Annotated in this window: 23 protein-coding genes and 1 pseudogene; 8 read left to right on the forward strand and 16 right to left on the reverse strand. The window is 59.9% G+C overall.

What is annotated here, in order from left to right:
* The first annotated feature begins 54 nt into the window (after positions 1 to 54).
* On the forward strand, positions 55 to 246 hold the full coding sequence (locus tag JFU37_RS27935; protein ID WP_201120331.1) for a hypothetical protein: 192 nt from the start codon (positions 55 to 57) through the stop codon (positions 244 to 246).
* 222 nt (positions 247 to 468) lie between these two features.
* Here the strand turns inward: JFU37_RS27935 and JFU37_RS27940 are convergent, their stop codons facing one another.
* Positions 469 to 1,224, reverse strand: coding sequence for a COG4705 family protein (locus tag JFU37_RS27940; protein WP_201120336.1), 756 nt, complete (start codon positions 1,222 to 1,224; stop codon positions 469 to 471).
* A 208-nt stretch (positions 1,225 to 1,432) separates the two neighbouring features.
* On the opposite strand from JFU37_RS27940, the gene JFU37_RS27945 reads away from it, so the two are divergent.
* Positions 1,433 to 2,062, forward strand: coding sequence for a flavin reductase family protein (locus JFU37_RS27945; RefSeq protein WP_201120337.1), 630 nt, complete (start codon positions 1,433 to 1,435; stop codon positions 2,060 to 2,062).
* A 1-nt stretch (position 2,063) separates the two neighbouring features.
* On the opposite strand, the gene JFU37_RS27950 is transcribed toward JFU37_RS27945, so the two are convergent.
* Together JFU37_RS27950 and JFU37_RS27955 are read right to left on the reverse strand one after the other, a co-directional pair.
* Positions 2,064 to 2,294: a hypothetical protein gene (locus JFU37_RS27950; RefSeq protein ID WP_201120338.1), complete on the reverse strand. Its 231-nt coding sequence runs from the start codon at positions 2,292 to 2,294 to the stop codon at positions 2,064 to 2,066.
* Between the two features lie 41 nt (positions 2,295 to 2,335).
* Positions 2,336 to 2,689 (reverse strand): putative quinol monooxygenase, encoded by a 354-nt coding sequence (locus JFU37_RS27955; protein ID WP_201120339.1) that lies wholly within the window; start codon positions 2,687 to 2,689, stop codon positions 2,336 to 2,338.
* Positions 2,690 to 3,022: 333 nt separating this feature from the next.
* On the opposite strand from JFU37_RS27955, the gene JFU37_RS27960 reads away from it, so the two are divergent.
* Positions 3,023 to 3,952, forward strand: coding sequence for an AraC family transcriptional regulator (locus tag JFU37_RS27960; protein WP_201120340.1), 930 nt, complete (start codon positions 3,023 to 3,025; stop codon positions 3,950 to 3,952).
* Positions 3,953 to 4,105: 153 nt separating this feature from the next.
* Here JFU37_RS27960 and JFU37_RS27965 read toward each other — a convergent pair whose 3' ends face one another.
* From JFU37_RS27965 to JFU37_RS27990, 6 genes are all read right to left on the reverse strand, one after another.
* Complete coding sequence (locus JFU37_RS27965; protein ID WP_201120341.1) at positions 4,106 to 5,161, reverse strand: ABC transporter ATP-binding protein; 1,056 nt, start codon at positions 5,159 to 5,161, stop codon at positions 4,106 to 4,108.
* A gap of 15 nt (positions 5,162 to 5,176) precedes the next feature.
* Positions 5,177 to 6,025 carry an ABC transporter permease gene (locus JFU37_RS27970; RefSeq protein ID WP_201120343.1) on the reverse strand — a complete coding sequence of 283 codons (849 nt, stop codon included), beginning with the start codon at positions 6,023 to 6,025 and terminating at the stop codon, positions 5,177 to 5,179.
* Complete coding sequence (locus tag JFU37_RS27975) at positions 6,022 to 6,930, reverse strand: ABC transporter permease (RefSeq protein ID WP_201120345.1); 909 nt, start codon at positions 6,928 to 6,930, stop codon at positions 6,022 to 6,024. The genes JFU37_RS27970 and JFU37_RS27975 overlap by 4 nt, the downstream gene beginning before the upstream one ends.
* A 145-nt stretch (positions 6,931 to 7,075) precedes the next feature.
* A complete protein-coding gene (locus JFU37_RS27980; protein WP_201120346.1) occupies positions 7,076 to 8,179 on the reverse strand; it encodes an extracellular solute-binding protein in 1,104 nt (367 codons plus the stop codon).
* 218 nt (positions 8,180 to 8,397) lie between these two features.
* On the reverse strand, positions 8,398 to 9,846 hold the full coding sequence (locus JFU37_RS27985) for an aldehyde dehydrogenase family protein (protein WP_201120348.1): 1,449 nt from the start codon (positions 9,844 to 9,846) through the stop codon (positions 8,398 to 8,400).
* Entirely contained in the window at positions 9,843 to 11,480 is a 1,638-nt protein-coding gene (locus tag JFU37_RS27990) for a 5-guanidino-2-oxopentanoate decarboxylase (RefSeq protein ID WP_201120350.1), read from the reverse strand. The genes JFU37_RS27985 and JFU37_RS27990 overlap by 4 nt, the downstream gene beginning before the upstream one ends.
* 159 nt (positions 11,481 to 11,639) lie before the next feature.
* Between JFU37_RS27990 and JFU37_RS27995 the strand changes: the two genes are divergently transcribed.
* Positions 11,640 to 12,521: a LysR substrate-binding domain-containing protein gene (locus tag JFU37_RS27995; protein ID WP_201120352.1), complete on the forward strand. Its 882-nt coding sequence runs from the start codon at positions 11,640 to 11,642 to the stop codon at positions 12,519 to 12,521.
* A gap of 117 nt (positions 12,522 to 12,638) precedes the next feature.
* On the opposite strand, the gene JFU37_RS28000 is transcribed toward JFU37_RS27995, so the two are convergent.
* Both JFU37_RS28000 and JFU37_RS28005 read right to left on the reverse strand, forming a co-directional pair.
* The gene (locus JFU37_RS28000; protein ID WP_201120354.1) at positions 12,639 to 13,253 is read right to left on the reverse strand and encodes an NAD(P)-dependent oxidoreductase; all 615 of its coding nucleotides are present in this window, start codon (positions 13,251 to 13,253) and stop codon (positions 12,639 to 12,641) included.
* 160 nt (positions 13,254 to 13,413) lie between these two features.
* A complete protein-coding gene (locus JFU37_RS28005; RefSeq protein ID WP_201120356.1) occupies positions 13,414 to 14,295 on the reverse strand; it encodes an MBL fold metallo-hydrolase in 882 nt (293 codons plus the stop codon).
* A 211-nt stretch (positions 14,296 to 14,506) separates the two neighbouring features.
* Here JFU37_RS28005 and JFU37_RS28010 point away from each other — a divergent pair, with 211 nt between their 5' ends.
* Both JFU37_RS28010 and JFU37_RS28015 read left to right on the forward strand, forming a co-directional pair.
* Complete coding sequence (locus JFU37_RS28010; RefSeq protein ID WP_207201754.1) at positions 14,507 to 15,412, forward strand: LysR family transcriptional regulator; 906 nt, start codon at positions 14,507 to 14,509, stop codon at positions 15,410 to 15,412.
* Between the two features lie 206 nt (positions 15,413 to 15,618).
* Positions 15,619 to 15,795 carry a hypothetical protein gene (locus JFU37_RS28015; RefSeq protein WP_201120358.1) on the forward strand — a complete coding sequence of 59 codons (177 nt, stop codon included), beginning with the start codon at positions 15,619 to 15,621 and terminating at the stop codon, positions 15,793 to 15,795.
* Positions 15,796 to 15,804: 9 nt separating this feature from the next.
* Here JFU37_RS28015 and JFU37_RS28020 read toward each other — a convergent pair whose 3' ends face one another.
* Positions 15,805 to 16,701, reverse strand: coding sequence for a helix-turn-helix domain-containing protein (locus tag JFU37_RS28020; protein WP_201120360.1), 897 nt, complete (start codon positions 16,699 to 16,701; stop codon positions 15,805 to 15,807).
* A 180-nt stretch (positions 16,702 to 16,881) separates the two neighbouring features.
* Between JFU37_RS28020 and pobA the strand changes: the two genes are divergently transcribed.
* Both pobA and JFU37_RS28030 read left to right on the forward strand, forming a co-directional pair.
* Positions 16,882 to 18,075 carry a 4-hydroxybenzoate 3-monooxygenase gene (pobA, locus tag JFU37_RS28025; protein ID WP_201120362.1) on the forward strand — a complete coding sequence of 398 codons (1,194 nt, stop codon included), beginning with the start codon at positions 16,882 to 16,884 and terminating at the stop codon, positions 18,073 to 18,075.
* Positions 18,076 to 18,154: 79 nt separating this feature from the next.
* Positions 18,155 to 19,672, forward strand: coding sequence for a DHA2 family efflux MFS transporter permease subunit (locus tag JFU37_RS28030; RefSeq protein WP_201120364.1), 1,518 nt, complete (start codon positions 18,155 to 18,157; stop codon positions 19,670 to 19,672).
* Positions 19,673 to 19,842: 170 nt separating this feature from the next.
* On the opposite strand, the pseudogene JFU37_RS31415 reads toward JFU37_RS28030, so the two are convergent.
* The 4 genes and pseudogenes from JFU37_RS31415 to JFU37_RS28045 all read right to left on the reverse strand — a co-directional run.
* Positions 19,843 to 19,956, reverse strand: a pseudogene (locus JFU37_RS31415) (cache domain-containing protein); the annotation flags it as partial.
* A 151-nt stretch (positions 19,957 to 20,107) separates the two neighbouring features.
* Complete coding sequence (locus JFU37_RS28035; RefSeq protein ID WP_201120366.1) at positions 20,108 to 20,977, reverse strand: ATPase; 870 nt, start codon at positions 20,975 to 20,977, stop codon at positions 20,108 to 20,110.
* A gap of 107 nt (positions 20,978 to 21,084) precedes the next feature.
* On the reverse strand, positions 21,085 to 22,077 hold the full coding sequence (locus tag JFU37_RS28040) for an NAD-dependent epimerase/dehydratase family protein (protein WP_201120368.1): 993 nt from the start codon (positions 22,075 to 22,077) through the stop codon (positions 21,085 to 21,087).
* A gap of 54 nt (positions 22,078 to 22,131) precedes the next feature.
* The gene (locus JFU37_RS28045; RefSeq protein ID WP_201120372.1) at positions 22,132 to 23,025 is read right to left on the reverse strand and encodes a LysR family transcriptional regulator ArgP; all 894 of its coding nucleotides are present in this window, start codon (positions 23,023 to 23,025) and stop codon (positions 22,132 to 22,134) included.
* Positions 23,026 to 23,115: the final 90 nt, after the last annotated feature.

The raw sequence follows: 23,115 nt of genomic DNA on the forward strand, positions 1-23,115 counted from the left end.
GCCCTGAATCAGCGCCTGAACGTATTCACTGCGAACGAACCTGGAGTAAACACCATGAAAATCCAACTGATCCTCGCCCTGACCCTTTCCGTGCTGGGCGCCAACACCTTCGCGGCCGATGGTTACGACAAAACCGGCTCGGCCTCTTTTGCCTCCGAAGCCAGCGCTTCTGTCGAACGCGCCCACTCAGATACCTATGCTGCTGACGGTTTCGACAAAACCGGCACAGCAGAAGCTATCGGCTGATAGCTGGATGAAGGTCCACAGCCCGGCTTCGGCCGGGCTTACATAAATGCCGGCATCAACCCAAAACCCTGTGGGAGCGAGCCTGCTCGCGATAGCTGACTAGCATTCAACATAGAAGTCACCTGTTACACCGCCTTCGCGAGCAGGCTCGCTCCCACATTGAATTGGTGTACACCAGCCCCTTGTGGGAGCGGGCTTGCTCGCGAAGGCCGCGACTCGGTATCAAGTCAACTCGACAACCGCCCGCTTCCCATACGCGTTCTGCGCATACGAAGCCCCCGCAATCATCACCACCAGAACCCCCGCCAATACCAGCGACGAACCAATAGTGCCGAAATCCAGACCGCCCTTTTCATGCGGTTTGGTCAGGAAATCACCCAACGTCGCGCCGAAGGGCCGGGTCAGTACAAACGCCACCCAGAACAGCAGCACCGACGAAATCCGCGTGAAGTACTTCAACAGCACCACCAACGCAATGGTCGAGCCGATCAACAACGCACCACCGGCAAAACCCAGACCCGAATCGTCGGCCAGGTAATCGCCGAGCGCCGTGCCCAGGGTGTTGGAAAACAGAATCGCCATCCAATAGAACATCTCGCCGCGAAAGGTCTGGACCTTGGTCACGTTCAGCGAATCACCGCTCAGGCGCCATGCCGCAAAAATGCCTATCAGAATCGCAATCAGGATCATCGACCCTGTGGCATAGCCCAGGCCCAGGGTGCGGTCCATGAAATCGGACATCGTGGTGCCGGCCGTGCTGGTCGACAAAATCACGATCCAGTACAGCACCGGCTTGTAGGTTTTTGCCATCAACTGCGTGATGAGCGTCAGCACGAATACGCTGATCAAAATCAGCGAGCTGACGGCGTAACCGACGTTAAGGGTCATCGACAGCAAATCCCCCGCGGTTTCCCCCAGGGTCGTCGCGCAGATTTTCATCACCCAGAACGCCAAGGTGATTTGAGGCAGTTTGTTCATCGAGGGTAAAGCTCCAATAGTCAGGGCAGCCGTTTCTCAGGCTTTGGACGCCGCGCAGACTGAAGGTGAGGCCGTGAAAATTAGGTAGGTGCTTTATGAAAAATCTGTCACACAAGCCAATGCACCGCATTTGCGACACTGGAAATTGCCGGCCACCGCTTGCACTATGGCCCCCTTCGCTACGAACCGATTTCAGGAACCCCGCGCCATGGCTGACGACATCCATTTCTACGAACCCGCCAACGGCCACGGCCTGCCCCATGACCCGTTCAACGCGATCGTCGGCCCGCGCCCCATCGGCTGGATTTCTTCACAGGATGCCGAAGGCCGCCTGAACCTGGCGCCCTACAGCTTCTTCAATGCCTTCAACTACATTCCACCGATCATTGGTTTTTCCAGCGTCGGGCGCAAAGACAGCCTGAACAACATCGAACAGACCGGCGAATTCGCCTGGAACCTGGCGACCCGGCCACTGGCCGAGCAGATGAACCAGAGCAGCGCCATGGTCGTGCCTGAGGTCGATGAGTTCGAACTGTCGGGGCTGACGCCCGTTGCGTCGAAAATCATTCAGGTGCCACGGGTTGCCGAAAGTCCGGTGTCCTTTGAGTGCAAGGTGACACAGATCATTCAGTTGCAGCGCGCTGACGGGAACGTGGTGCCGAGCTGGCTGATTCTTGGCGAGGTGGTCGCCGTGCATATCGCCAAGTGGCTATTGAAGGATGGGGTGTACGACACCGCCGCGGCAGAACCGATTCTGCGCGGCGGAGGGCCCGCGGATTACTTCCAGCTCGGGCCAGACGCATTGTTCAAGATGTATCGCCCAGGGGCGAAAAGGTAGGTTACCAAAGCAGGTCGCTGTCTTCTTTGACGTCCTTGAGGCGAGTCAGCTCTTTGGCGGCGGCTTCATCGGCGGCGTGCGCGGTCTTGAAGGTCTGGCCTTCGAGGACTTTGTGAAAGCTCGGTGCACCTGCCCCACCCAGGGCTTTGACGGCGATCGCGGCGTGGTAACCACCCTCGCCCGGTATTACGGCTGAAACGGCTTCGAAGTGTTCAAAGGCTTTGCGTGCCATATCGCGGATCCTGGCTAATGGAAAGTTGAGCCATTAAACCCTCAACCCGCCATTTTGTGTACCCACGACTGGGACTGCCCGAGCGCCTGGGCGGCCGACACGTCCTTGAAGGTATGAAAATCCAGGCTATTGACTACCATCTCCTGCACCAGCTCGGCAAAAATCTCCATGGCCGGCGTATTGAAGTAGGCCGTCATGGCCGTTTGATGGGTCCAGGAACCGGACACCAGCCACAACTCCGGATCGCATTGCGAGTGTTGCAAGGCAAAATTCAGGCAGCCCGGTGCGCTGCGGGACGGTTCGATCAGGGCACTGAGGCGCGCACCGAGTTCGGCTGAACGCCCGGCGCGGGCGCGGACAAAGGCCATATGACTGACGGGAATTTGCGTAGACATGTTCAACCCTCCCAGGTACTCGAGTGGCAGCCGTGGGACGGGCTGCGACAGGTTCACAGGTTAATCACCCGCACGCCGTCCCGTTAGTCGATTCCTGCCGGCTTGTTGCACAATCCTGCGAGGCTGCTGGCCGCACCTGTAAACCGTGCAAATCCTGTCACGGGACTGAAACACGAGTTTCAAGCAAGTTTTCCCTGCAACAGGCTGCCATGGCAGCGCCGCCCTGCAACCCCGTGCAGAATCAGGCAAGCTTTTGGCAGGATGTGTCTATCGCTGTTCCTTGCACAAATTTAAGCTCGGCTCATTACCCACGCCTCACCGAGGATGCCCTGCATGTCGTCGCTCGATCATTTCCAAGCCCCGCTGGATGCCGACATGGAGAAACAGCGCGCGGAACTGGCCGCCATTATCCGCAGCAATACTGCGGAGGATGGCACTTATGCCACTGCCGTCGGCTCGCTGTTCATGTCGCGTCACACCCAGTCCCACGAATTCGCCCCGGTGTTGGCGCAACCGGCGTTGTGCATCATGGCCCAAGGTCGCAAGGAAGTTCGGCTCGCCGATGAGCTATTCAATTACGACCCACTGAATTACCTGGTGGTCTCGGTCTCGATGCCTTTGAGCGGGCGGGTGGTCAATGTTTCGCCGCAAGAACCGATCCTGGCCGTGCGACTGGACATCGACCCGGCGGAAATCACCGCGCTGATTGCCGACGCCGGCCCCCTCGGTGTGCCCGCACGGCCAACCGGGCGCGGCCTGTACGTCGAACGGATCGACACCGCCCTGCTCGACGCGGTGCTGCGCCTGGCCCGCTTGCTGCAGACGCCGAAAGACATCGCCATGCTTGCGCCGCTGATTCGCCGGGAGATTCTCTATCGACTGTTGCGCAGCAAGCAGGGCTATCGGCTGTACGAAATTGCCATCGCCAACAGCCAAAGCCATCGCATCAGCCAGGCAATCAAATGGCTCAACGGCAACTATGAGCAACCGTTGCGTATCGATGACCTGGCGAAGGAAGTGAACCTGAGCGTGTCGACGCTGCATCACCGGTTCAAGGCGATGACGGCCATGAGTCCGTTGCAATATCAGAAGCAGCTGCGTTTGCAGGAAGCACGGCGGTTGATGCTGGCGGAGGGGCTGGAAGCTTCGGCGGCGGGGTATCGCGTCGGCTATGAAAGCCCTTCGCAGTTCAGCCGGGAGTACAGCCGATTGTTCGGGGCGCCGCCGTTGCGGGATTTGGCGCGGTTGCGGTTGTCGGTTTAGCCCGAATTTTGTTGTGTGACTAATGGCCCCTTCGCGGGCAAGCCCGCTCCCACATTGGCTCTCCAGTGAACACAGAACATGTGAACACCTCAGATCAACTGTGGGAGCGGGCTTGCCCGCGAAGAGGCCAGCACAGGCACTCTATCTTTATAGTCAGGCGCTGAGAACGCGGCACGCCTCTGCCGGCAATGTCACCGACACCGGATTGCCAATGTTCAACCCAAAACCCTGACTCGGCGTACTCAATGCTGTAAACGAAACCCCGGAACATTCCACCGTCGTTTCAATCGTCGCACCGATATCGCGCACGAACGTCACCTTGCCCAGCAACCGATTCCCCGCCGTTGCCTGCGGATGCGACAGTTGCAGGTCCTCAGGGCGAATCAGCATCTTCACTTTCTCGCCGACCACAATGCTGCTGCAGATCGGCACTTCGAGCGCATCGCCACCCGGCAAGCCTACCTTGCCGTTACCCAGCGCCGTGGCCGGGAAGATGTTGCCCGAGCCGATGAAGTCCGCGACGAACTCGTTGGCCGGGTGCCGGTAAATCTCGATCGGCGTGCCCACCTGTTGCACCCGATGCTCACCCAGCACCACGACGATGTCAGCCATGGTCATGGCTTCACGCTGGTCGTGGGTCACCAAGATGGTGGTGATGTTCAAGCGCTGTTGCAGTTGGCGGATTTCCACCTGCATCGACTCACGCAACTTGGCATCCAGCGCCGACAACGGTTCGTCGAGCAGGAGGATTTTCGGACGCGAGGCAATCGCCCGGGCAATCGCCACACGCTGACGCTGCCCGCCAGAGAGTTTCGCCACCGGGCGATCAATCATTTCCTGCAGCTGAATCAGTTCCAGCAACTCCACCACCCGCGCCTGCTGATCAGCCTTGCTGACCCCGCGCAGTTTCAGCGGATACGCGATGTTCTCGCCCACCGTCATGTGCGGGAACAGTGCCAGGGATTGAAACACCATGCCGAAATTGCGCTCGTGCGCCGGGGTGTGGCCAATGTCTTCACCGTCCAGGCGAATCTCACCGCCGGACAGGGTTTCGAGCCCTGCGATCATCCGCAGCAAGGTGGTTTTACCGCAGCCCGAAGGGCCGAGGAAACACACCAGTTTGCCTTCCGGCAAATGCAGGTTTACATCTTTTACCGCGCAAGCCGAGCCGTAGCGTTTCTCGACGTTTTCCAGAATCAGACCAGTCATGTTGCACCTCAAGAATCAGAACGAAACGCCACCTTCACCAACCAGCTTCTCCAACGCCCAGATCAGGACGAAGTCGATCAGCACGATCAGCACGGCGAACGAGAATACGGTTGGGTCGAGCGAAGACACGGTGCGGCTGTACATCCAGATCGGCACGGTCATGACGTCGATGGTGTAGAGGAAATAGGTCACGGTGAATTCGTTGAAAGAAACGATGAACGCCAGCAGCATGCCCGCCAGGATCCCCGATTTCATCAGCGGTACCACCACATCAACAATCGCCCGTGTCGGCGAAGCACCGAGCATCTGCGCGGCCTCTTCGACTTCGCTGCCGATGGAGAGCATCGCCGCGGTGCAGTTCTTCACCACGAAGGGCAGCGCCAGAATCACGTGGGCAATCACCAAGCGCGAGGTGGTCATCTGGAACGGCAGACTGTCGAACACCAGCAGCAACGCCAGCCCCAGTACCACCATCGGAAACACCAACGGCAGCGACATCAGTTGCAGCGCCACGGCTTTGCCGCGGAACTCGCAACGGGTCAGCGCATAGGCCGCCGGTACCGCGATGATCGTGGCGAAGACCATGGTCAGGCACGCCACCATCAGGCTGGTGGTCATGGCTTTGCCGAGGCTCAGCACATCGCTGGAATCCGGCGACACGAAGGTGTGCCAGGCGGCCTTGTACCATTGCAGGCTGTAGCTGCTCGGCGGGAAGTCGAGGTTCGACGAACCGCTGAACGACATCACGATCATGGTGAGGATCGGCAATACCGCCAGCAGCAGGATGAAGCCCGACAACACACCGGCAAATTTGCCGGTTTCGCCCGGCAGCAGCGAGTGACGCTTCTTGATCAGGGTGCTCATTGGGAAGCCTCCAGCATGCGCCGACGACGGCCAGTGATGTATTCAGACAAAGTCATGATCGCGAGGGTGGTGACAATCAGCACCACACCGGCAGCGGACGCGGCGGGCCAGTTCATCAGCGGCGCGATCTGGTCATGGACCATCACTGCCAGCATCGGCACACGGCGGCCACCGAGGAGCAAAGGCACCACGAAGCTGCTGGCGTTATAAGCGAACACCAACGTCGCACCGGTGATGATCCCCGGAAAACTCATCGGCAGAACCACCTGACGGAACACTTGCATGCGACTGGCGCCCAGGGTGGCAGCGGCTTCTTCGTAGGTACGGGCGACGCCGCGCATGGCGCTGGCAATCGGCAGCACGGCCAACGGAAACGCGGTTTGCACCAGGCCCATCAAGACGCCGTTCTGGTTGTACAGCAGCATGATCGGCCGCGTGATCAGGCCCAGGCCCATCAGCGCCTGATTGAGCATCCCGCCCGGGCCGAGAATCACCAGCCAGCCGTAGCTTTGCAGCAACAGGTTGACCAGCAACGGCAACAGCACCGCCGCGAGAAAGATCCGTCGCACAAACGGCGAGGTCAGCCGCGACATGGTGTACGCCACCGGGATCGCCAGCACAACGGCGATCACTGCGCTGATCAAGGCCAGGCGCAGGGTCAGCAGCAAGGATTTGAGGTAATACGGTTCCAGCAATTGGGCGTAACTGGCCAGGCTGAACCCGGTCCATTCCGCGCCTTTGGTGCCGACGCTCATGCGCAGTACCAGAAGGCTGGCGGCAATCAGCACGCCGAGAAACAACATCGACGGCGAGAGGAAAATCCAGGCACGCGTCGTGGGCGAAACACCCCGGTTGGCACGCGCGGGTGCGGCGACGACCGGATGAGTCAGAGGTTGGTGTTCCATAGCAAGGGTCTCGTCAATGGCAGATCAGGAATATCTCGCGCCCGGAGCCCCTGTAGGAGCTGCCGGAGGCTGCGATCTTTTGATCTTTTTCAGAGCCACCGAAGACCAGGATCAAAAGATCGCAGCCTCCGGCAGCGCCTACGGATCAGGAAGAAAAGATTTCCGTGTAGCGACGAATCCATTGGTCATGCACGGTGGCCAGGAAGGCGTTGTCGTGCATGATCGCCTTCTCGGCAATCTGCTCAGGCGTGAGGATGTACGGGCTCTTGCGCGCTTCGGCGGAGATGATCGCCTTGGCGTTGACCGGGCCGTTGTAGATGTCTTCAGCCATCTTGCCCTGCACCAACGGGTCCAGAGAGTGGTTGATGAACGCGTATGCCATGTCGGCGTCGCCCGGACGGTTTTTCGGCATAACCGATTGCATCAAGTCGGTGTAGAAACCTTCCTTCATGCCAAAGGTTGCACTCAGGCCGTAGGCCGGATCGCGGATCTGTTTCGGGAAGAACGCAGGCGCGTACAGGCCGCCCATGTCCAGGGAACCGGTGCGGAACAGCTCGGCGATCTGGTTCGGGTTTTCACCCAGGGTCACCACACGAGATTTCAGCTCGGCGAGTTTCTTGAAGCCCGGCTCAATGTTGTGTTCGTCACCACCGGCCAGTTTGGCGGCGATGATGATCAGGTCCATGGCCTCGGTCCAGTTTGGCGGCGGCAGGAAGATGTTTGGCGCCGCGTCAGCGTCCCACAACGAGGCGTAACTGTTCGGGGCTTCTTTCTGGGTGCGAGTGCTGTAGACGAGGCTGTTGCACCAGAGCAGATAACCGATACCGTGGCCATTGGCGCCGGTGCGGTACTTCTCGGGTACATCCACCAGGTTGGGAATGCGATTGAGGTCGGGTTTTTCCAGCAACCCGGCGGCGGCCAGACCTTCGGCGCCGACGCCTGCCAGGGTGATGACGTCGTACTGCGGACGATCACCGCCAGCCTTGAGCTTGGCAACCATTTCCGAGGTACTGCCGGTGCGGTCAGCGATGACCTTGCAGCCGTACTTGTCTTCGAAGGTCGCGGCGATGTTGCGCAGGGCTGCCAGGCCGGTGTCATCGGACCAGGTCAGCAAACGCAGGGTCTTGCCCGCAAAACGTGTGTCGCTGGCATTGGCTTTCATGAACGGCATGCTCATGGCCGCTGCTGCCACCGAGGCTACGCCCACGGTTTTGATAAATTGACGTCTATTCAGATCATGCTCGCCCATTACGGACTCCCTTTGTTTTTGTAGGTATGAGGCTGGTCGCAACCGTTGCATCCTCGCGGCAAAATCAGCTTCAAGCCCCGTATTCACGGGGGTTTGAGCTACGCCTGCGGGTTCATCCTGAGGTCGTGTAAAACACCTGACTATCGATAAAAACTCATCGAAGCCATGACGTCAGTGCATGCCTCCTTTCGAGGCATGCACTGACCATTTTCGTGCCGTCAGACGGCCCGAATCACATGTTTGATTTCCTGGAAAGCCTGCAGGCCCCACGGCCCTAATTCGCGGCCGATGCTGCTCTGTTTGTAGCCACCCCAGGCGGTCTGCGGGAAGATCACTTGCGGCGCATTGATCCACACAAGCCCCGCCTGCAAAGCGTTGGCGACCCGATCGGCCGCTTCGGCGTCACGCGTGACCACGCTGGCCACCAAGCCGAACTGGCTGTCGTTAGCCAGGGCAATCGCCTCGGCTTCGGAGGCAAAACTGCGCACGCAGATCACCGGGCCAAAAACTTCTTCACACCACAGCGCACTGCCTGAGGGCACGTCGGTGAAAATCGTCGGCTGCAAAAAATAACCGCGCGGCAGGTCCGCTGGACGATTACCGCCGCAAACCAGCTTCGCCCCGGCACTCAAACCACGATCGATATGACCCAGCACGCGCTGGTATTGCGCCTGATTGACCAGCGCCCCCATTTCCACGTTCGGGTCGAACGGGTCAGCCACACGAATGGCTTCGGCGCGGGCCTTCAAACGCAGGAGGAATTCCTCGGCCAGTTCATCGGCGACCAGCACGCGGCTGGTGGCGGAGCACATCTGCCCGGCGTTGAAGAAACCACCGCCGCAGGCCACTTCCACCGCCAGTTCAATGTCGGCATCAGCCAGCACCAGCAGCGAGGATTTGCCGCCCAGTTCCAGGCTCACACCTTTGACGGTTTCTGCTGCGCGTTGCATGACCTGCACGCCCACAGCGTTGCTGCCGGTGAAAGAAATCTTGGCGATGCGCGGGTCAGCCGACATCGGCGCGCCGACCGCCAGGCCGGTGCCGCAGACCAGGTTGAACACACCCTTGGGCAGGCCGGCCTCGGCGATGATCGCCGCCAGCTCCAGCTCCGGCAGTGGCGTGACTTCCGAAGGTTTGAGCACCACGCAGCAACCGGCGGCCAGGGCCGGGGCCAGTTTCCAGGCCGTGGTGACCATCGGGAAGTTCCACGGCACGATCAGGCCTACTACGCCGCACGGTTCGCGGCGCACACGAGCACTGAAGTCGTCGGTTGGCAGCTCGACGTTGCTGTCCTGTTTCGCGTCCAGGCCTTCGGCCAGACCGGCGTAATACTCGAACGTGGCGATCACGTCATCGACATCGATGGCCGCTTCGAACAACGGTTTGCCGTTGTTGCTCGACTGTACGTGCATCAACTGCTCGCGACGGGCCTGCACGCCTGCGGCGATGTTGCGCAGGATCGCGCCGCGCTCGGCGCCGGTGGTTTGCGACCAGCCCTTGAAGGCTTCGGTCGCCGCATTCACGGCTTGATCGACGGCCTGTGCATCGCCGCCGTTAACGGTGGTCAACAAGGCTTCGGTCGCCGGGTTGATCACGCGCAAGTGTTCGTCGCCCGCCGACCATTGGCCGTCGATATACAGGCCGTCCAGAGTGATTGGGAAACTCATTTCGACACCGCCGTCATCCAGTGGGTCTGATCGATTTCAATCAGGGTCGGGCCCTGACGATCGGCAGCGGCACGCAGTGCGATACGCAGTTGCTCTACACCGTTGACGGCCTCGGCCGCGCAGCCCAGGGCCTTGGCCACGCCGATGAAGTCCGGGGTGTAGATGTCCACGCCGACTGGCTCGATGGCGCGGTTGACCATGTACTTTTTGATTTCTTCGTAGCCCTGGTTATTCCACAGCAGGACGATGACCGGGGTGCGCGCTTCAACGGCGCTGGCCAGTTCTGGCAGGGTGAATTGCAGGCCGCCGTCGCCGATCAGGCACACCACGGGTGGACGTGTTCCCTCTTCGGCGCTACCGCCGAGCCAGGCGCCGATCGCCGCCGGCAATGCGTAGCCGAGGGTGCCGTAACCGGTCGATGAGTTGAACCAGCGGCGCGGGCGCTCCGGGTTGAACGTCAGGTTGCCGGTGTACACCGGTTGGGTCGAATCGCCGACGAAAACCGCGTCCGGCAATTCGTGCAGAACGGTTTCAAGGAAACGGGTCTGGGCCAGTGTCGGAGCGTCCCATGTGGCGGCCAGCTCTTCACGCAAACGTGCGGCGCGGACCTGACCCCAATCGTTGCGGCGTTCGGCCAGCGAGTGACGGGACAGTTCGCTCAGCAACGCTTGAGCGGCGTTGCGCGAGTCAGCCACCAGCGCGACCTTCGGCGGGTAGTTGCGCACGGTTTGGTCTGGGTCGATGTCCACACGCAGCAGCACACCGGGAATCTCGAAACCACCGGCGAAGGTGACGTCGTAGTCGGTCTCGGCCAGTTCGGTGCCGATGGCCAACACCACGTCGGCCTCGGCCACCAGGGCGCGGGTGGCGACCAGGCTCTGGGTTGAGCCGATCAGCAATGGGTGGGCGGATTCCAGCATGCCTTTGGCATTGATGGTCAGGGCCACTGGCGCGTCCAGCAATTCGGCCAGCTCAGTCAGCTCCGCAGCCGCATCAATGGCGCCGCCACCGGCAAGAATCAGCGGGCGTTTGGCGCCGGCCAGCCATTCGGTCATGCGGCTGATCGCGCTCGGCGAAGCACCGGCACGGTCGATGGTGACCGGAAGGCTGGCGAGCAGGTCATCGGCTTCTTCCACCAGCACGTCCAGAGGAATTTCAATGTGCACCGGACGCGGACGGCCTGCCTGGAACAGCGCGAAAGCACGGGCCAAAACGCCCGGCAGTTCGGACGCCGACATCAGGGTGTGGGAGAACGCCGCCACGCCGCCGACCAATGCGCTTTGGTTCGGCAGCTCGTGGAGCTTGCCGCGACCACCGCCCAATTGGCTGCGGGACTGTACGCTGGAGATCACCAGCATCGGGATCGAATCGGCGTACGCCTGACCCATCGCTGTGGTGATGTTGGTCATGCCTGGGCCGGTGATGATGAAGCAGACACCCGGCTTGCCGCTGGTGCGAGCATAACCGTCGGCCATGAAACCGGCGCCTTGTTCGTGACGCGGAGTGACGTGGTTGATACTCGAACGGGCCAGCCCGCGGTACAGCTCCACGGTGTGAACCCCGGGAATGCCGAATACCTGCTCAACCCCGTAATCTTCGAGTAACTTGACCAATACTTCGCCGCACGTCGCCATGTCATTGCCCTTCTTGTTCGTTTGAGACGCCGGGCCTGCGCAGTGTTTATGATGGATTCGCAGGTCCAGGGATGGCCTCATTGGAACGGGCGACAGGTAGCCGCAACAATGGATAAAAAGTCATACTAGCCATGTCCTCACGTCATACCTTGGATCCCAATGAAACGACTCCCTCCCCTGCCGGCGCTGCACACCTTTCTGATCACCGCGCAGTGCTGCAACTTCACGCGCGCCGCCGAGCAACTGCACATCACCCAAGGCGCGGTGAGTCGGCAGATTGCAGGGCTGGAAGATCATCTGGGTTATGAGTTGTTTATTCGTCAGGCCCGAGGCCTTGACCTGACCGCTGAGGGACGGGAATGGCTGCCACGGGTCCAGCAGATTTTCGAGCTGATCGACGACGCTGTAGAACAGATCGGCGAGAAGCGCGAAACCCTGCAACTCAAGGCCCCGACCTGTGTCATGCGCTGGCTGTTGCCGCGTCTGTTGCAGTGGCAAAGGGAGCGCCCGGACGTGCCGGTGGAATTGACCACCACGGTCAAACACGGCGTGGATTTTCATCGTGAACAATTCGATGCTGCGGTGATGTACGGCGCACCGCCGGACCATTCAATGGCGTCCCAACTTCTGTTCGATGAACAACTGACCCCCGTCTGTTCCAAGCCTCTGCTCGAAGGCCCGGTGCCGCTGCAGACGCCGAAGGACCTGGAGCAGCACATGCTGCTGCACCCGACCCGGGATGAACGGGACTGGAAGGCGTGGCTGGCCACCGCTGATGTTCGTTTGAGCAATGTCAGTAAAGGTCAGCATTTCGAAACGCTGGACCTGGCGATGTCGATGGCCTCACAAGGGACGGGCGTGGCGATTGGGGATTGGTCGTTGATTGGCGATGACCTGAGCGCCGGGCGCCTGGTGATGCCGTTCGAATTGAAGGTAAAAACAGGGTTGGCGTATTACCTGGTGCTTCCGCAGAAGCCAGCACCTTCGCCGAAGTTGCAGGAATTGTTGGGGTGGTTGGTGGCACAAGCGCAATCCAGGTAAACCAAGCACCCTGTAGGAGCGAGCTTGCTCGCGATGGTGTGTCAGTCGACATCAATGTGTCTGACACTCCATCGCGAGCAAGCTCGCTCCTACAACAGGGTTGCGGTGTTGCGGGATTCAGTACCCGACTGTAAACCGTTGCCGTGAATGCTTCGGCGCTTCCACTTCGTCGATCATTGCAATCGCAAAATCGGCGAACGTAATCCAGCTTCGCCCTGCACTGCTCACCAGCAAATCATCGTTACCGATCCGGAACTTGCCGGTGCGTTCGCCTTCGACAAACTCCGCCGACGGCGACAGGAAGGACCAGTCCAGATCCTTTTCCTGACGCAGGTTTTCAAGAAATACCGTGCCGGCACTCGCCTCAGCCTTGTACGCCTGCGGGAAGCCCTTGCTGTCGATAACGCGGGTTCCGTCCGGCAGCAACAGCGAGCCGGCTCCGCCCACCACCAGCAGACGTTTCACCCCGGCCGCCTTCACCGGCCCGATCACGGCGCTGGCCGCCAGCGTCGAGAAATGCACCGCGCTGATCACCACATCATTGCCCGCGATTGCCGCTTGCAAGGCTTGTGGGTCGAGCGCATCGACGTTTTTGCAGACCATGTCAACACGTTCGCCGATTTTAGAAGTATCGCGAGCGATGGCGGTGACGCTATGGCCACGACGCAGGGCCTCTTCCACTAGCTGGCTACCGGCACGACCGGTGGCCCCGATGATTGCGATTTTACTCATGACATTCTCCAGTGAAATTGGGTGTGCCTATGTAGGAGCTGGCGAAGCCTGCGATCTTTTGATCTTTAGGCAGCTGCGGCAACGGCAAGATCAAAAGATCGCAGGCTTCGCCAGCTCCTACAGGGTCAAGCGCTTGACGTAAAACATCTGCTATCGCGAATTACCACTTCATCTCGCCCTTGGCGACTTTGGCGCTCAGCACCAGCGAGCTCTCTTCGCCCAGTGCCGGGTAACGTTTTTTCATCGCGGCGATTAACGCGGCGGAATCTTTTGCCTGGATGGTTTCTTCGTCGAAGGCTTTGATGTAATCGGCGGTGAACTGCACAGCGGTCAGCGAACGGGCGCTGTCACCGAGGTAATGGCCCGGCACGATGGTTTTCGGTTTCAAGGTCTCGATTGAGTGCAGCGTAGCCAACCAGTCGGTATGGGACTGCGCCGTTTGGGTGTCGGCCATCCAGACGTGGATGTTTTCTGCGACGACCACGCCACCGACCACGGCCTTGATCGACGGGATCCACACGAACGTCCGATCTGGCTGCTTGCCTTCCAGTCCCACCACCTGCAGTTTCTGCCCTTCGAGGATCAGGCTGTCACCTTGAAGGACGTCCGGGACGATAGTCTTGGTCGGCACGTCAGCCCCCATTTTCGGTCCCCAGAACGCCAGTTTGCCGTCGACGGTTTGTTTGATGTGATCAACTGTCGGCTGCGAGGCCAGCACCTTGGCTTGCGGGAATGCGCGGGTCAGGGTGTCGAGGCCGAAGTAGTAATCCGGGTCGCCGTGACTGATGTAAATGGTGGTCAGGTGCTTGCCACTGGCGCGGATCTTCTCCACCACCTGCTCGGCCTGGGATTTGCCTAATTGCGCGTCGACCAGGATTGCGTCCTTCTCACCGCTGACCAATACCGAGGTCACCGGGAAAATCGCTTTTTCGCCCGGGTTGTACACGTCCAGCGTCAGCGTCGAGGCCGCCGCGGCGTGGGCCGCGAAGCCGAGAATGGCGGTGGCCAGCAATAGGCGTTTGAGAGAAGTGAAGCCGATCATGTGTTGCTCCGTAGGTTGATGAGTACCCTTTGTAGGAGCGAGCTTGCTCGCGATGGTCGTTAACGATAACGCGTGCTTAACCGGGTAAATGCGGTGCTCTTGCGACCATCGCGAGCAAGCTCGCTCCTACAGAGGAACAGAGCTTAGTTGCCTGACTCAGTACAAAAAATGCGAAGCTGGAACATAGTTTGTTTCTAAAAGCGGGCAAATCATGGATCGTCTACAAGCAATGCGCGTGTTCGTCACGGTCGTTGACCTCGGCAGCCAGTCGGCCGCCGCCGATCATCTGGACCTGTCACGCCCGGTAGTGTCCCGGTATCTGGCGGAACTGGAGGACTGGGTCGGCGCGCGCCTGATGCACCGCACCACCCGCAAATTGAGCCTGACCGCTGCCGGCAACGAAATCCTGCCCCGATGCCGACAAATGCTCGACTTATCCACAGACATGCAAGCCGCCGTCAGCGAACCGGATGATGCCCCGCGTGGCCTGCTGCGCATCAGCGTCAGCACCTCGTTCGGCCAGGCGCAACTGGCGGACGCCATGGCGGCTTACGTCAAGCGCTACCCTGGCGTCAGCATCGACATGCAGATGCTCGACCGCACGGTGAACCTGGTGGATGAGCGCATCGACCTGGCGATTCGCACCAGCAACGACCTCGACCCGAACCTGATCGCCCGGCGACTGACGGTCTGCCGCTCGGTGATCTGCGCCTCCCCCGCTTACTTGCGCGAACACCCGACACCGCAGCGGGTGGAGGATTTGAGCCTGCACAATTGCCTGACCCATTCCTATTTCGGCAAAAGCCTCTGGCATTTCGAGCAGGACGGCGAACCGGTCTCGGTGCCGGTGCAGGGCAATATCAGCGCCAACGAGGCCAGCACCCTGCTGCGCGCGACAATGGCCGGTGCCGGCGTGGCCATGCTCCCCAGTTATCAGGCCGGCGTGCATATCCACAGCGGCGAACTGATCCGCTTGCTGCCCCTGGCTGAACCAAGACAGATGAACGTGTACGCGGTGTATGCCTCACGCAAACACATGCCGGCGGCGTTGCGCAGCCTGCTGGATTTTCTGGTGTTGAGGTTCCCCGAAGAACCCGCGTGGGATGTGGGTCTTTAAGAGACCCCGCCAACTCCTGGATTTGGAATGCATACACCTTGTAGGAGCCGCCGAAGGCTGCGATCTTTTGATCTTGCCTTTCTCGGCACCGCTGAAGATCAGAATCAAGATCAAAAGATCGCAGCCTTCGGCAGCTCCTACACATATTACCGGCTTGACCTATGCTTAAAGTAATACCGAAGGGTATTCGTTCAGAGGTCAGCGCCATGAACATCAAAACAAGAAGATACCTCGCGATTTTTGTCACCTGCGCCGTCACGCTCGGGCTGTATGGCGCTGCCGCCTGGCGCGTCGAACAGCTACGCAACTTGCCCCGTGAATACGCGAGCTGCAACTTTGAACGCTGCATCCCCCACAACGCGACCCTCAACGCCCTCCGGTAACGCAGGGGATCAGGCTTGGTTGTCCTGATCGGCCTTCAAGCGGTCGCGAAAAGCCTTGGGCGAGATCCCCACTCGGCGCCGGAAAAGACGCGTGAAGTTGGTCGGATCAGAGAACCCCAACACGTCGGACATTTCGTAAATGGTCATGCTGGTGTAGGTCAGCAAACGCTTGGCCTCCAGCAATTGACGCTCGTGCATGATCTGCAACGCCGGTTGTCCCGCCAATTCACGGCAGGTGCCGTTGAGGTGCGACACGGAAATCCCCAATCGATGGGCCAGGTCCTCGACCTTGACGTGCTGGCGATAAGTCTCCTCCACCAATTGAATAAAACCGTTGAGGTATTCCCGGGCACGCTGCGGACGCTGAGTGGCCGAGCGGCGCTGAAGCACCTGGCGGCTGACCCACACCATGATCACGCTGACCAGCGAATGCATGAGCATTTCCCGCGCGGGTTGATGGCCGGTGTATTCGCTTTGCAGCGCCGAAAACAGGCTATTCAAGTAGTCGCTGTCCTTGCCCGCCGGATAACTTTCGGCGTGGGCCAGGGCATTCACCGAGTGACCCAGTTGCGCTTGAAGATGCGCAATCAGCGGCGTGGCCAGGGTGACGACAAACCCTTCGACATCTTCGGAAAAACGATAGCCATGCACCGATAACGGCGGCAAAACCAGGATCGCCGGTTCGCTCAATTGCGTGCGTTTGCCTTCGATTTCAAGCTCTGCCTGACCTTTGAAAACGAAGAGCAGTTGACACAAATCGGCGTGGCGATGGGGTTTGATTTCCCATTGATGTTCGCGGCTGCGTTTGGAAATGGTTTCACAGTGCAGCAAGTCCGGGGTCGGCCAGTCGAGGCTTTCACCATAGAGCTTGAACACCGGAATCGAAGGCAGGGCAGGCTTGTTCATCACTTCAATCCAGGCCTCGGGGATGTGGCGGGCGATAATCGCACCGATTGGCAGAATGTCCAGGTATCGGCTCAGTTTTCACCTTCAATTGACAGACTCGCAAGTGAAAAATGCAAGCACTCGATCCATAAAAATCATTCACCGGCCTTGGTCGCGTGGAACTTGCGAGTCATAAAAACAATGAAAACCCTGAAAACCCAAGTTGCCATTATCGGTGCTGGCCCTTCCGGCTTGCTGCTCGGCCAATTGCTGCACAACGCCGGCATCGACACCCTCATCCTCGAACGCCAAACGCCGGATTATGTGCGCGGTCGAATCCGTGCCGGTGTTCTCGAACAAGGCATGGTAGAGCTGCTGCGCCAGGCCGGCGTGGGGCAGCGCATGGACGCCGAAGGGCTGGTGCATGGCGGGTTTGAACTGGCCCTCGAGGGGCGTCGGGTGCACATCGATCTGCGCGCCATGACCGGTGGCAAAACCGTGATGATCTACGGCCAGACCGACGTCACGCGCGACCTGATGGCCGCTCGTCAGATCGCCGGGGCGATGACGATCTACGAGGCGCAAAACGTCGTGCCTCACGGCATGAAAACCGATGAAGCGTTTGTCACGTTCGAAAAGGACGGTGAGACGTATCGGCTCGATTGCGACTATATCGCCGGTTGCGACGGCTTCCATGGCGTGGCACGGCAGTCGATTCCCGCCGAGAGCCTGAAGGTGTTCGAGCGGGTCTACCCGTTTGGCTGGCTCGGGATTCTCGCCGACACCCCTCCGGTCCATGACGAGTTGGTCTACGCCCGCCACGAACGCGGCTTTGCCCTGTGCAGCATGCGTTCGGCGACGCGCACTCGTTATTACCTACAGGTGCCAGCCGATGAACAGGTGGAAAACTGGTCCGATCAGCGCTTCTGGGATGAACTCAAATGCCGCCTGCCTGGCGCGTTGGCCGAGTCATTGGTGACCGGACCGTCCATCGAAAAAAGCATCGCGCCGCTGCGCAGTTTTGTGGCCGAACCGATGCAATACGGGCGAATGTTCCTGGTCGGTGACGCCGCACACATTGTCCCGCCGACGGGTGCCAAAGGCCTTAACCTGGCGGCCAGCGACGTCAGTACGTTGTTCAATATCCTGCTGAAGGTTTACCGCGAAGGCCGTGTCGACTTGCTGGAGAAATACTCCGAGGTGTGCCTGCGCCGGGTGTGGAAAGCCGAGCGCTTTTCCTGGTGGATGACGTCGATGCTGCACCGCTTCGACGATCACGACGCCTTCAGCCAGCGGATCACCGAGTCGGAGTTGGCCTACTTTGTCGACTCTGAGGCCGGTCGAAAGACCATTGCAGAAAATTACGTCGGTCTTCCATACGAGGCTATCGAATAGCCTGCTACCGACTTACACTGGCGAGCATCCCCGCTCGCCTTGCTCCTTGCGGGTCAATCACTGCCTGCAGGTTTTACCCGTGACCAATCTCAACCAGCCTGAAACGCCAAAATCAGCCATTCGCAGTGTGCTAATGGCGCTGATGCTGGCGATCTTTCTCGCCGCGCTGGACCAGACCATCGTCGCCGTGTCGATGCCGGCCATTTCCGCGCAGTTCAAGGACGTCAATCTGCTGGCCTGGGTGATTTCCGGCTACATGGTGGCGATGACGGTGGCCGTGCCGATCTACGGCAAACTCGGCGATCTGTACGGCCGCCGCAAGTTGATGCTGTTCGGTTTGGGCGTGTTCACGCTCGCTTCGTTGTTCTGTGGCATGGCCCAGAGCATGGAGCAACTGGTGCTGGCGCGGATTATCCAGGGCATTGGTGCCGGCGGGATGGTTTCGGTGAGCCAGGCGATCATCGGCGACATCGTGCCGCCTCGGGAACGCGGCCGCTATCAAGGTTACTTCAGCAGCATGTACGCGGTGGCCAGTGTGGCCGGCCCGGTGCTTGGCGGTTACATGACCGAATACCTGTCCTGGCGCTGGGTGTTCCTGATCAATCTGCCGCTGGGCCTTGGCGCCTGGCTGGTGGCCAATCGCACGTTGGTGGGACTGCCTATACCGCAACGCAAACCCGTCATCGATTACCTCGGCACCTTGCTGATGATCATCGGTTTGACGGCCTTGTTGCTGGGCATCACCCAGGTCGGTCAGGGCCATTCGTGGCGCAGTGCCGACGTGTTGGGCTTGCTCGTCTGCGCGGTAGTCGTTCTGGCATTGTTCGTCTGGCACGAGCGCCGGGCACGGGAACCGTTGCTGCCGATGCACCTGTTCGCCAATCGCAATGCGATCCTGTGCTGGTGCACGATTTTCTTCACCAGTTTCCAGGCGATCTCGTTGATTGTGCTGATGCCGCTGCGCTTCCAGAGCGTCACTGGTGCCGGGGCTGACAGCGCCGCCCTGCATCTGTTGCCGCTGGCCATTGGTTTACCGATTGGCGCGTATTTCGCCGGCCGCCGGACCTCGGTGACCGGGCGCTACAAACCGATGATCCTGAGCGGCGCCATACTCATGCCAATCTCGATCATCGGCATGGCGTTCAGCCCGCCGCAGGCTGTGCTGCTGAGCAGCGTGTTCATGCTGCTCAGCGGGATTGCCTCGGGCATGCAGTTCCCGACGTCATTGGTCGGGACGCAGAATTCGGTGGCACAACGGGACATCGGTGTCGCCACCAGCACCACCAACCTGTTCCGTTCGTTGGGCGGCGCAGTGGGCGTGGCGTTGATGTCGGCGCTGCTGCTGGCGTTGTTGCAGGATTCGAGCTTCGCCCACCTGGCCGGTTCGTCGATGATTGCCGAGGGCAGTTCGGGGAGTGTCTTGCTGGACGGCTTGAACGCCGCGCCGGGGGATGCGCAGAACGCGTTGCGCGCCGAGCTGCTGCTGACCTTCCGGCATTTGCTGATGGTCAGCACGGCGGTATCGTTGTTGGGATTGGCGGCGGCGATTGCCATGCCGAACATGGTGTTGCGTGGGCGTGAGGATAAGGTCCGATAGGAAGACCGAGTCGCAGCCATCGCGAGCAAGCTCGCTCCCACAGTGATTGGTGTCGTACACAAAATGTGTGGCTGCTGGAGATCCAATGTGGGAGCGAGCCTGCTCGCGAAAGCGTCATAACAGACACCGCATCATCAAGGGCTGTAATACCCGACAGCCACCAGAAAATGCTCACGTCCGATCAACGCCGAGGACGGCCCGCCGCTGGCGAGCATCACGCCCTTGGTATCGACCACAAAGACATAACGATCCTTGTCGACAAAATCGCCCTGGCGGCTGAACGAATATCCTTTGTAGCCGCTGGTGTAGCCTGCGTCGCCCTGTAGGAGCTGCCGCAGGCTGCGATCTTTTGATCTTGATCTTCGGCGGTCTCGAAAAGATCAAAATCAAGATCAAAAGATCGCAGCCTTCGGCAGCTCCTACAGGGGGGCCGGATTATTGTGGCCGGGCGCGAAGTTGTTGCTGCAGGTTCTGGATCTGCGCTTGAAGGGTGTTGATGGTGCGGGTGACCTGCGCGCGGAAAGCGTCGAACTCGGCGGTGTTGGTCGCGCCTTGGGGGCGGTTGTCCTGCTGGCTTTTCAGCACAATCATGTCTTGTTCCAGACGCTCGATGGCAGCGCTCGGGTTGCCTTGCTTCTTCAATGCGGCGATGTCGGCGTTGAGACTTTTAAGCTCCGCATCGACTTTGCCGGTATCGGCCGGGGCGCTTTTCAATGCGGCCAGGTCACTGCTCAAGGCTTTGACCTGCGCCTGCAATTGCGTGTTGGCGGTCTGGTACTCGGTGTTCTGAGCGGTTGCCTGCGCCAGGCGCTTATCCAGATCAGTGGTTTGCGCCGTCATCTGTGCCAGACGCTTGTCCAGATCCGAAGTCTGGCCTGCAACGCCTTGCTGTTGCTGGCTCTGATCCTGGAGTTTGCTTTCCAGTTGTTTGATTTGCAGTTTCAGCGCTTCGCTGTCGCTGGTGACGTTGGTCTGGCTGGCCACCACCTTGCCGGAAATGTCCTGCAAGCGCCCCGCCGCATCCTCACTGATGCGCGCGAAACTTTCCTGGGTCGCCACCAATTGCTGCTCCATCAGCGAGAGCTGCTGAAAGCTCCACCAGGCAAGGCCGGCGAACGCAAAGAACAAAGCGCCGACCAGCGCCCACAACGGCCCGGTGCTCGGCCCTTTGACCTTGACGACCGGTGCCGGCCGCGAATGCACGGAGGTGCGAGCGGTGGGTACAAAATCATCGTCGTCGAGGCTGTCGGCGCGCAGGCTGGGTACATTGTCGAAATCGTCGTTGGCATCGTTACGCATGGACATTGAGTCAACCTTTGTGGAACGCGGTGATGGCTTGATGCGGCGCAGTATAAACCCCACTGCCGCACCGATTGACCCTCAACCCCGAACTCGGTTCATTACCGGGATTGTCAGTGGAGGTCCTGGGCCTTCCACCAGCCACAGAATTCATCCAGGGCCGTCCAGAGACTGACCTTCGGATCGTAATCCAGATAATGCCGGGCGCGGCTGATGTCCAGGGTGAAATTTTTGTTCATGACTTGCATGCCCAGTCGCGACAACGTCGGCTCGGGACGACCGGGCCACAGCTTGCACACGCCCTCATTGAGCGCCCCGACGGTGTAGGCCAAACCGTAGGAACGATAGCGGGTTACTTGTGGGACTTCCATTTTGCGCATGACGTAATTGACCACATCCCACAACGGAATCGGCGTGCCATTGCTGATGTTGTACGCCTTGCCCAACGCCGAACCGCTGGCCAGCAAACTGCTGAGCAACGCTTCATTGAGGTTTTGCACGCTGGTGAAATCAACCTTGTTCAGGCCATTGCCGACAATCGCCAGGCGCCCCTTGCGCTGCATCTTCAGCAGCCGCGGAAAGATGCTCATGTCACCGGCGCCGGTCACGAAGCGCGGGCGCAGGGCCAGGGTTTCGAGGCCGAACTCCTGGGCACCGAAGACTTTTTGCTCGGCCAGGTACTTGGTGGCGGCGTAGGGATGCTTGAACCGCTTGGGGACTTGTTCTTCAGTCAACCCGAGATGATCGCGACCATCGAAATAGATCGAGGGCGACGACAAATGCACCAGGCGGCGCACCCTTTGTTTCAGGCAGGCCTCGACCACGTTTTCGGTGACTTGCACGTTGCCTTGATGGAAGTCCTGATAACGCCCCCACACACCCACCGCGCCGGCGCAATGCACCACGGCCTCAACGTCTGAGCACAGCTCACGCGCCAGTTCCGGATCGCTCAAGTCGCCCTGAATGAACTCGGCGCCACGGCGCACCAGGTGTTCGACGCTTTCGGCCCGGCGACCATTGACCCGCACGTCCAGGCCCTGCTCCAGGGCAAAACGCGCAAAGCGTCCGCCGATGAAGCCGCTTGCGCCGGTAACCAGAATTTTCATGTAGAGCTCCGATGTCTTTCGTTTTGCGTAATGCGTGAGTCTTGACGCTGCCCATCAGTCCAACGGCACCAGCCATTGCTTCGACGAGCGCACCAATTGGTCGGTCAGTAACCCCAATAACTGGCCGCCATTGCGCCAATGATGCCAGTACAGCGGCACATCGATGGGCTTATCTGGCAAAAGCTCTACCAATAGGCCCCGTTCCAGTTGCTCGCGCACCTGTAATTCAGGCACCAGCCCCCAGCCAAGTCCTGCTTCCGTGAGGCGGATAAAGCCTTCGGACGACGGGCATAAATGGTGTTCGAAACCGCCATCCACACCGAGGGACGCAAGGTAGCGATGTTGCAGGAAGTCGTCGGGACCGAAGACCAGCGCCGGGGTTTTCGACAACTGATCGGCGCGAACACCTTCCGGGAAATGCCGGGCAATAAAGGCGGGACTGGCCAGCGCTCGATAGCGCATCGCGCCCAGCAACACGCTGCGCGCACCGGCCACCGGACGTTCGCTGGCACAGACGCAAGCCGCCACTTCACCGGCGCGCATGCGTTTGAGGCCGACGGTCTGATCCTCCACCACCAGATCGAGCAGCAGGTGTTGCTCCGCGCAAAATGCCCCCACCGCCTCTGCCCACCAGGTGGCGAGGCTGTCGGCGTTCAGTGCGATACGCAGACGTTCCGGCAGGCCTTCTTCGTCGAGCGCCGGCACCAGCGTTTGCAAATCCCGTTCGAGCAACCGCACCTGCTGCACATGGTTGAGCAGCCGTCGGCCAATTTCCGTTGGCGCGGGCGGAGTGACCCGCACCAGCACCGGTTGACCGACCCGCGCCTCCAGCAATTTGATGCGTTGGGAGATCGCCGATTGCGACAAGCCGAGCACCTGCGCGGCACGTTCGAAACCAGCCTGCTCGACCACGGCGGCCAAGGCAGACAGCAATTTATAGTCGAACATCAGTTTTCCTAATGAGCGATCAGCATGATTGGTTTTTCTTATACAGGTTAGCAGCGGAGAATGCCCGACAAGAACTCTTGAACAAGGAAT

This window comes from Pseudomonas sp. TH41 (genome assembly GCF_016650695.1).
GTDB lineage: Bacteria > Pseudomonadota > Gammaproteobacteria > Pseudomonadales > Pseudomonadaceae > Aquipseudomonas.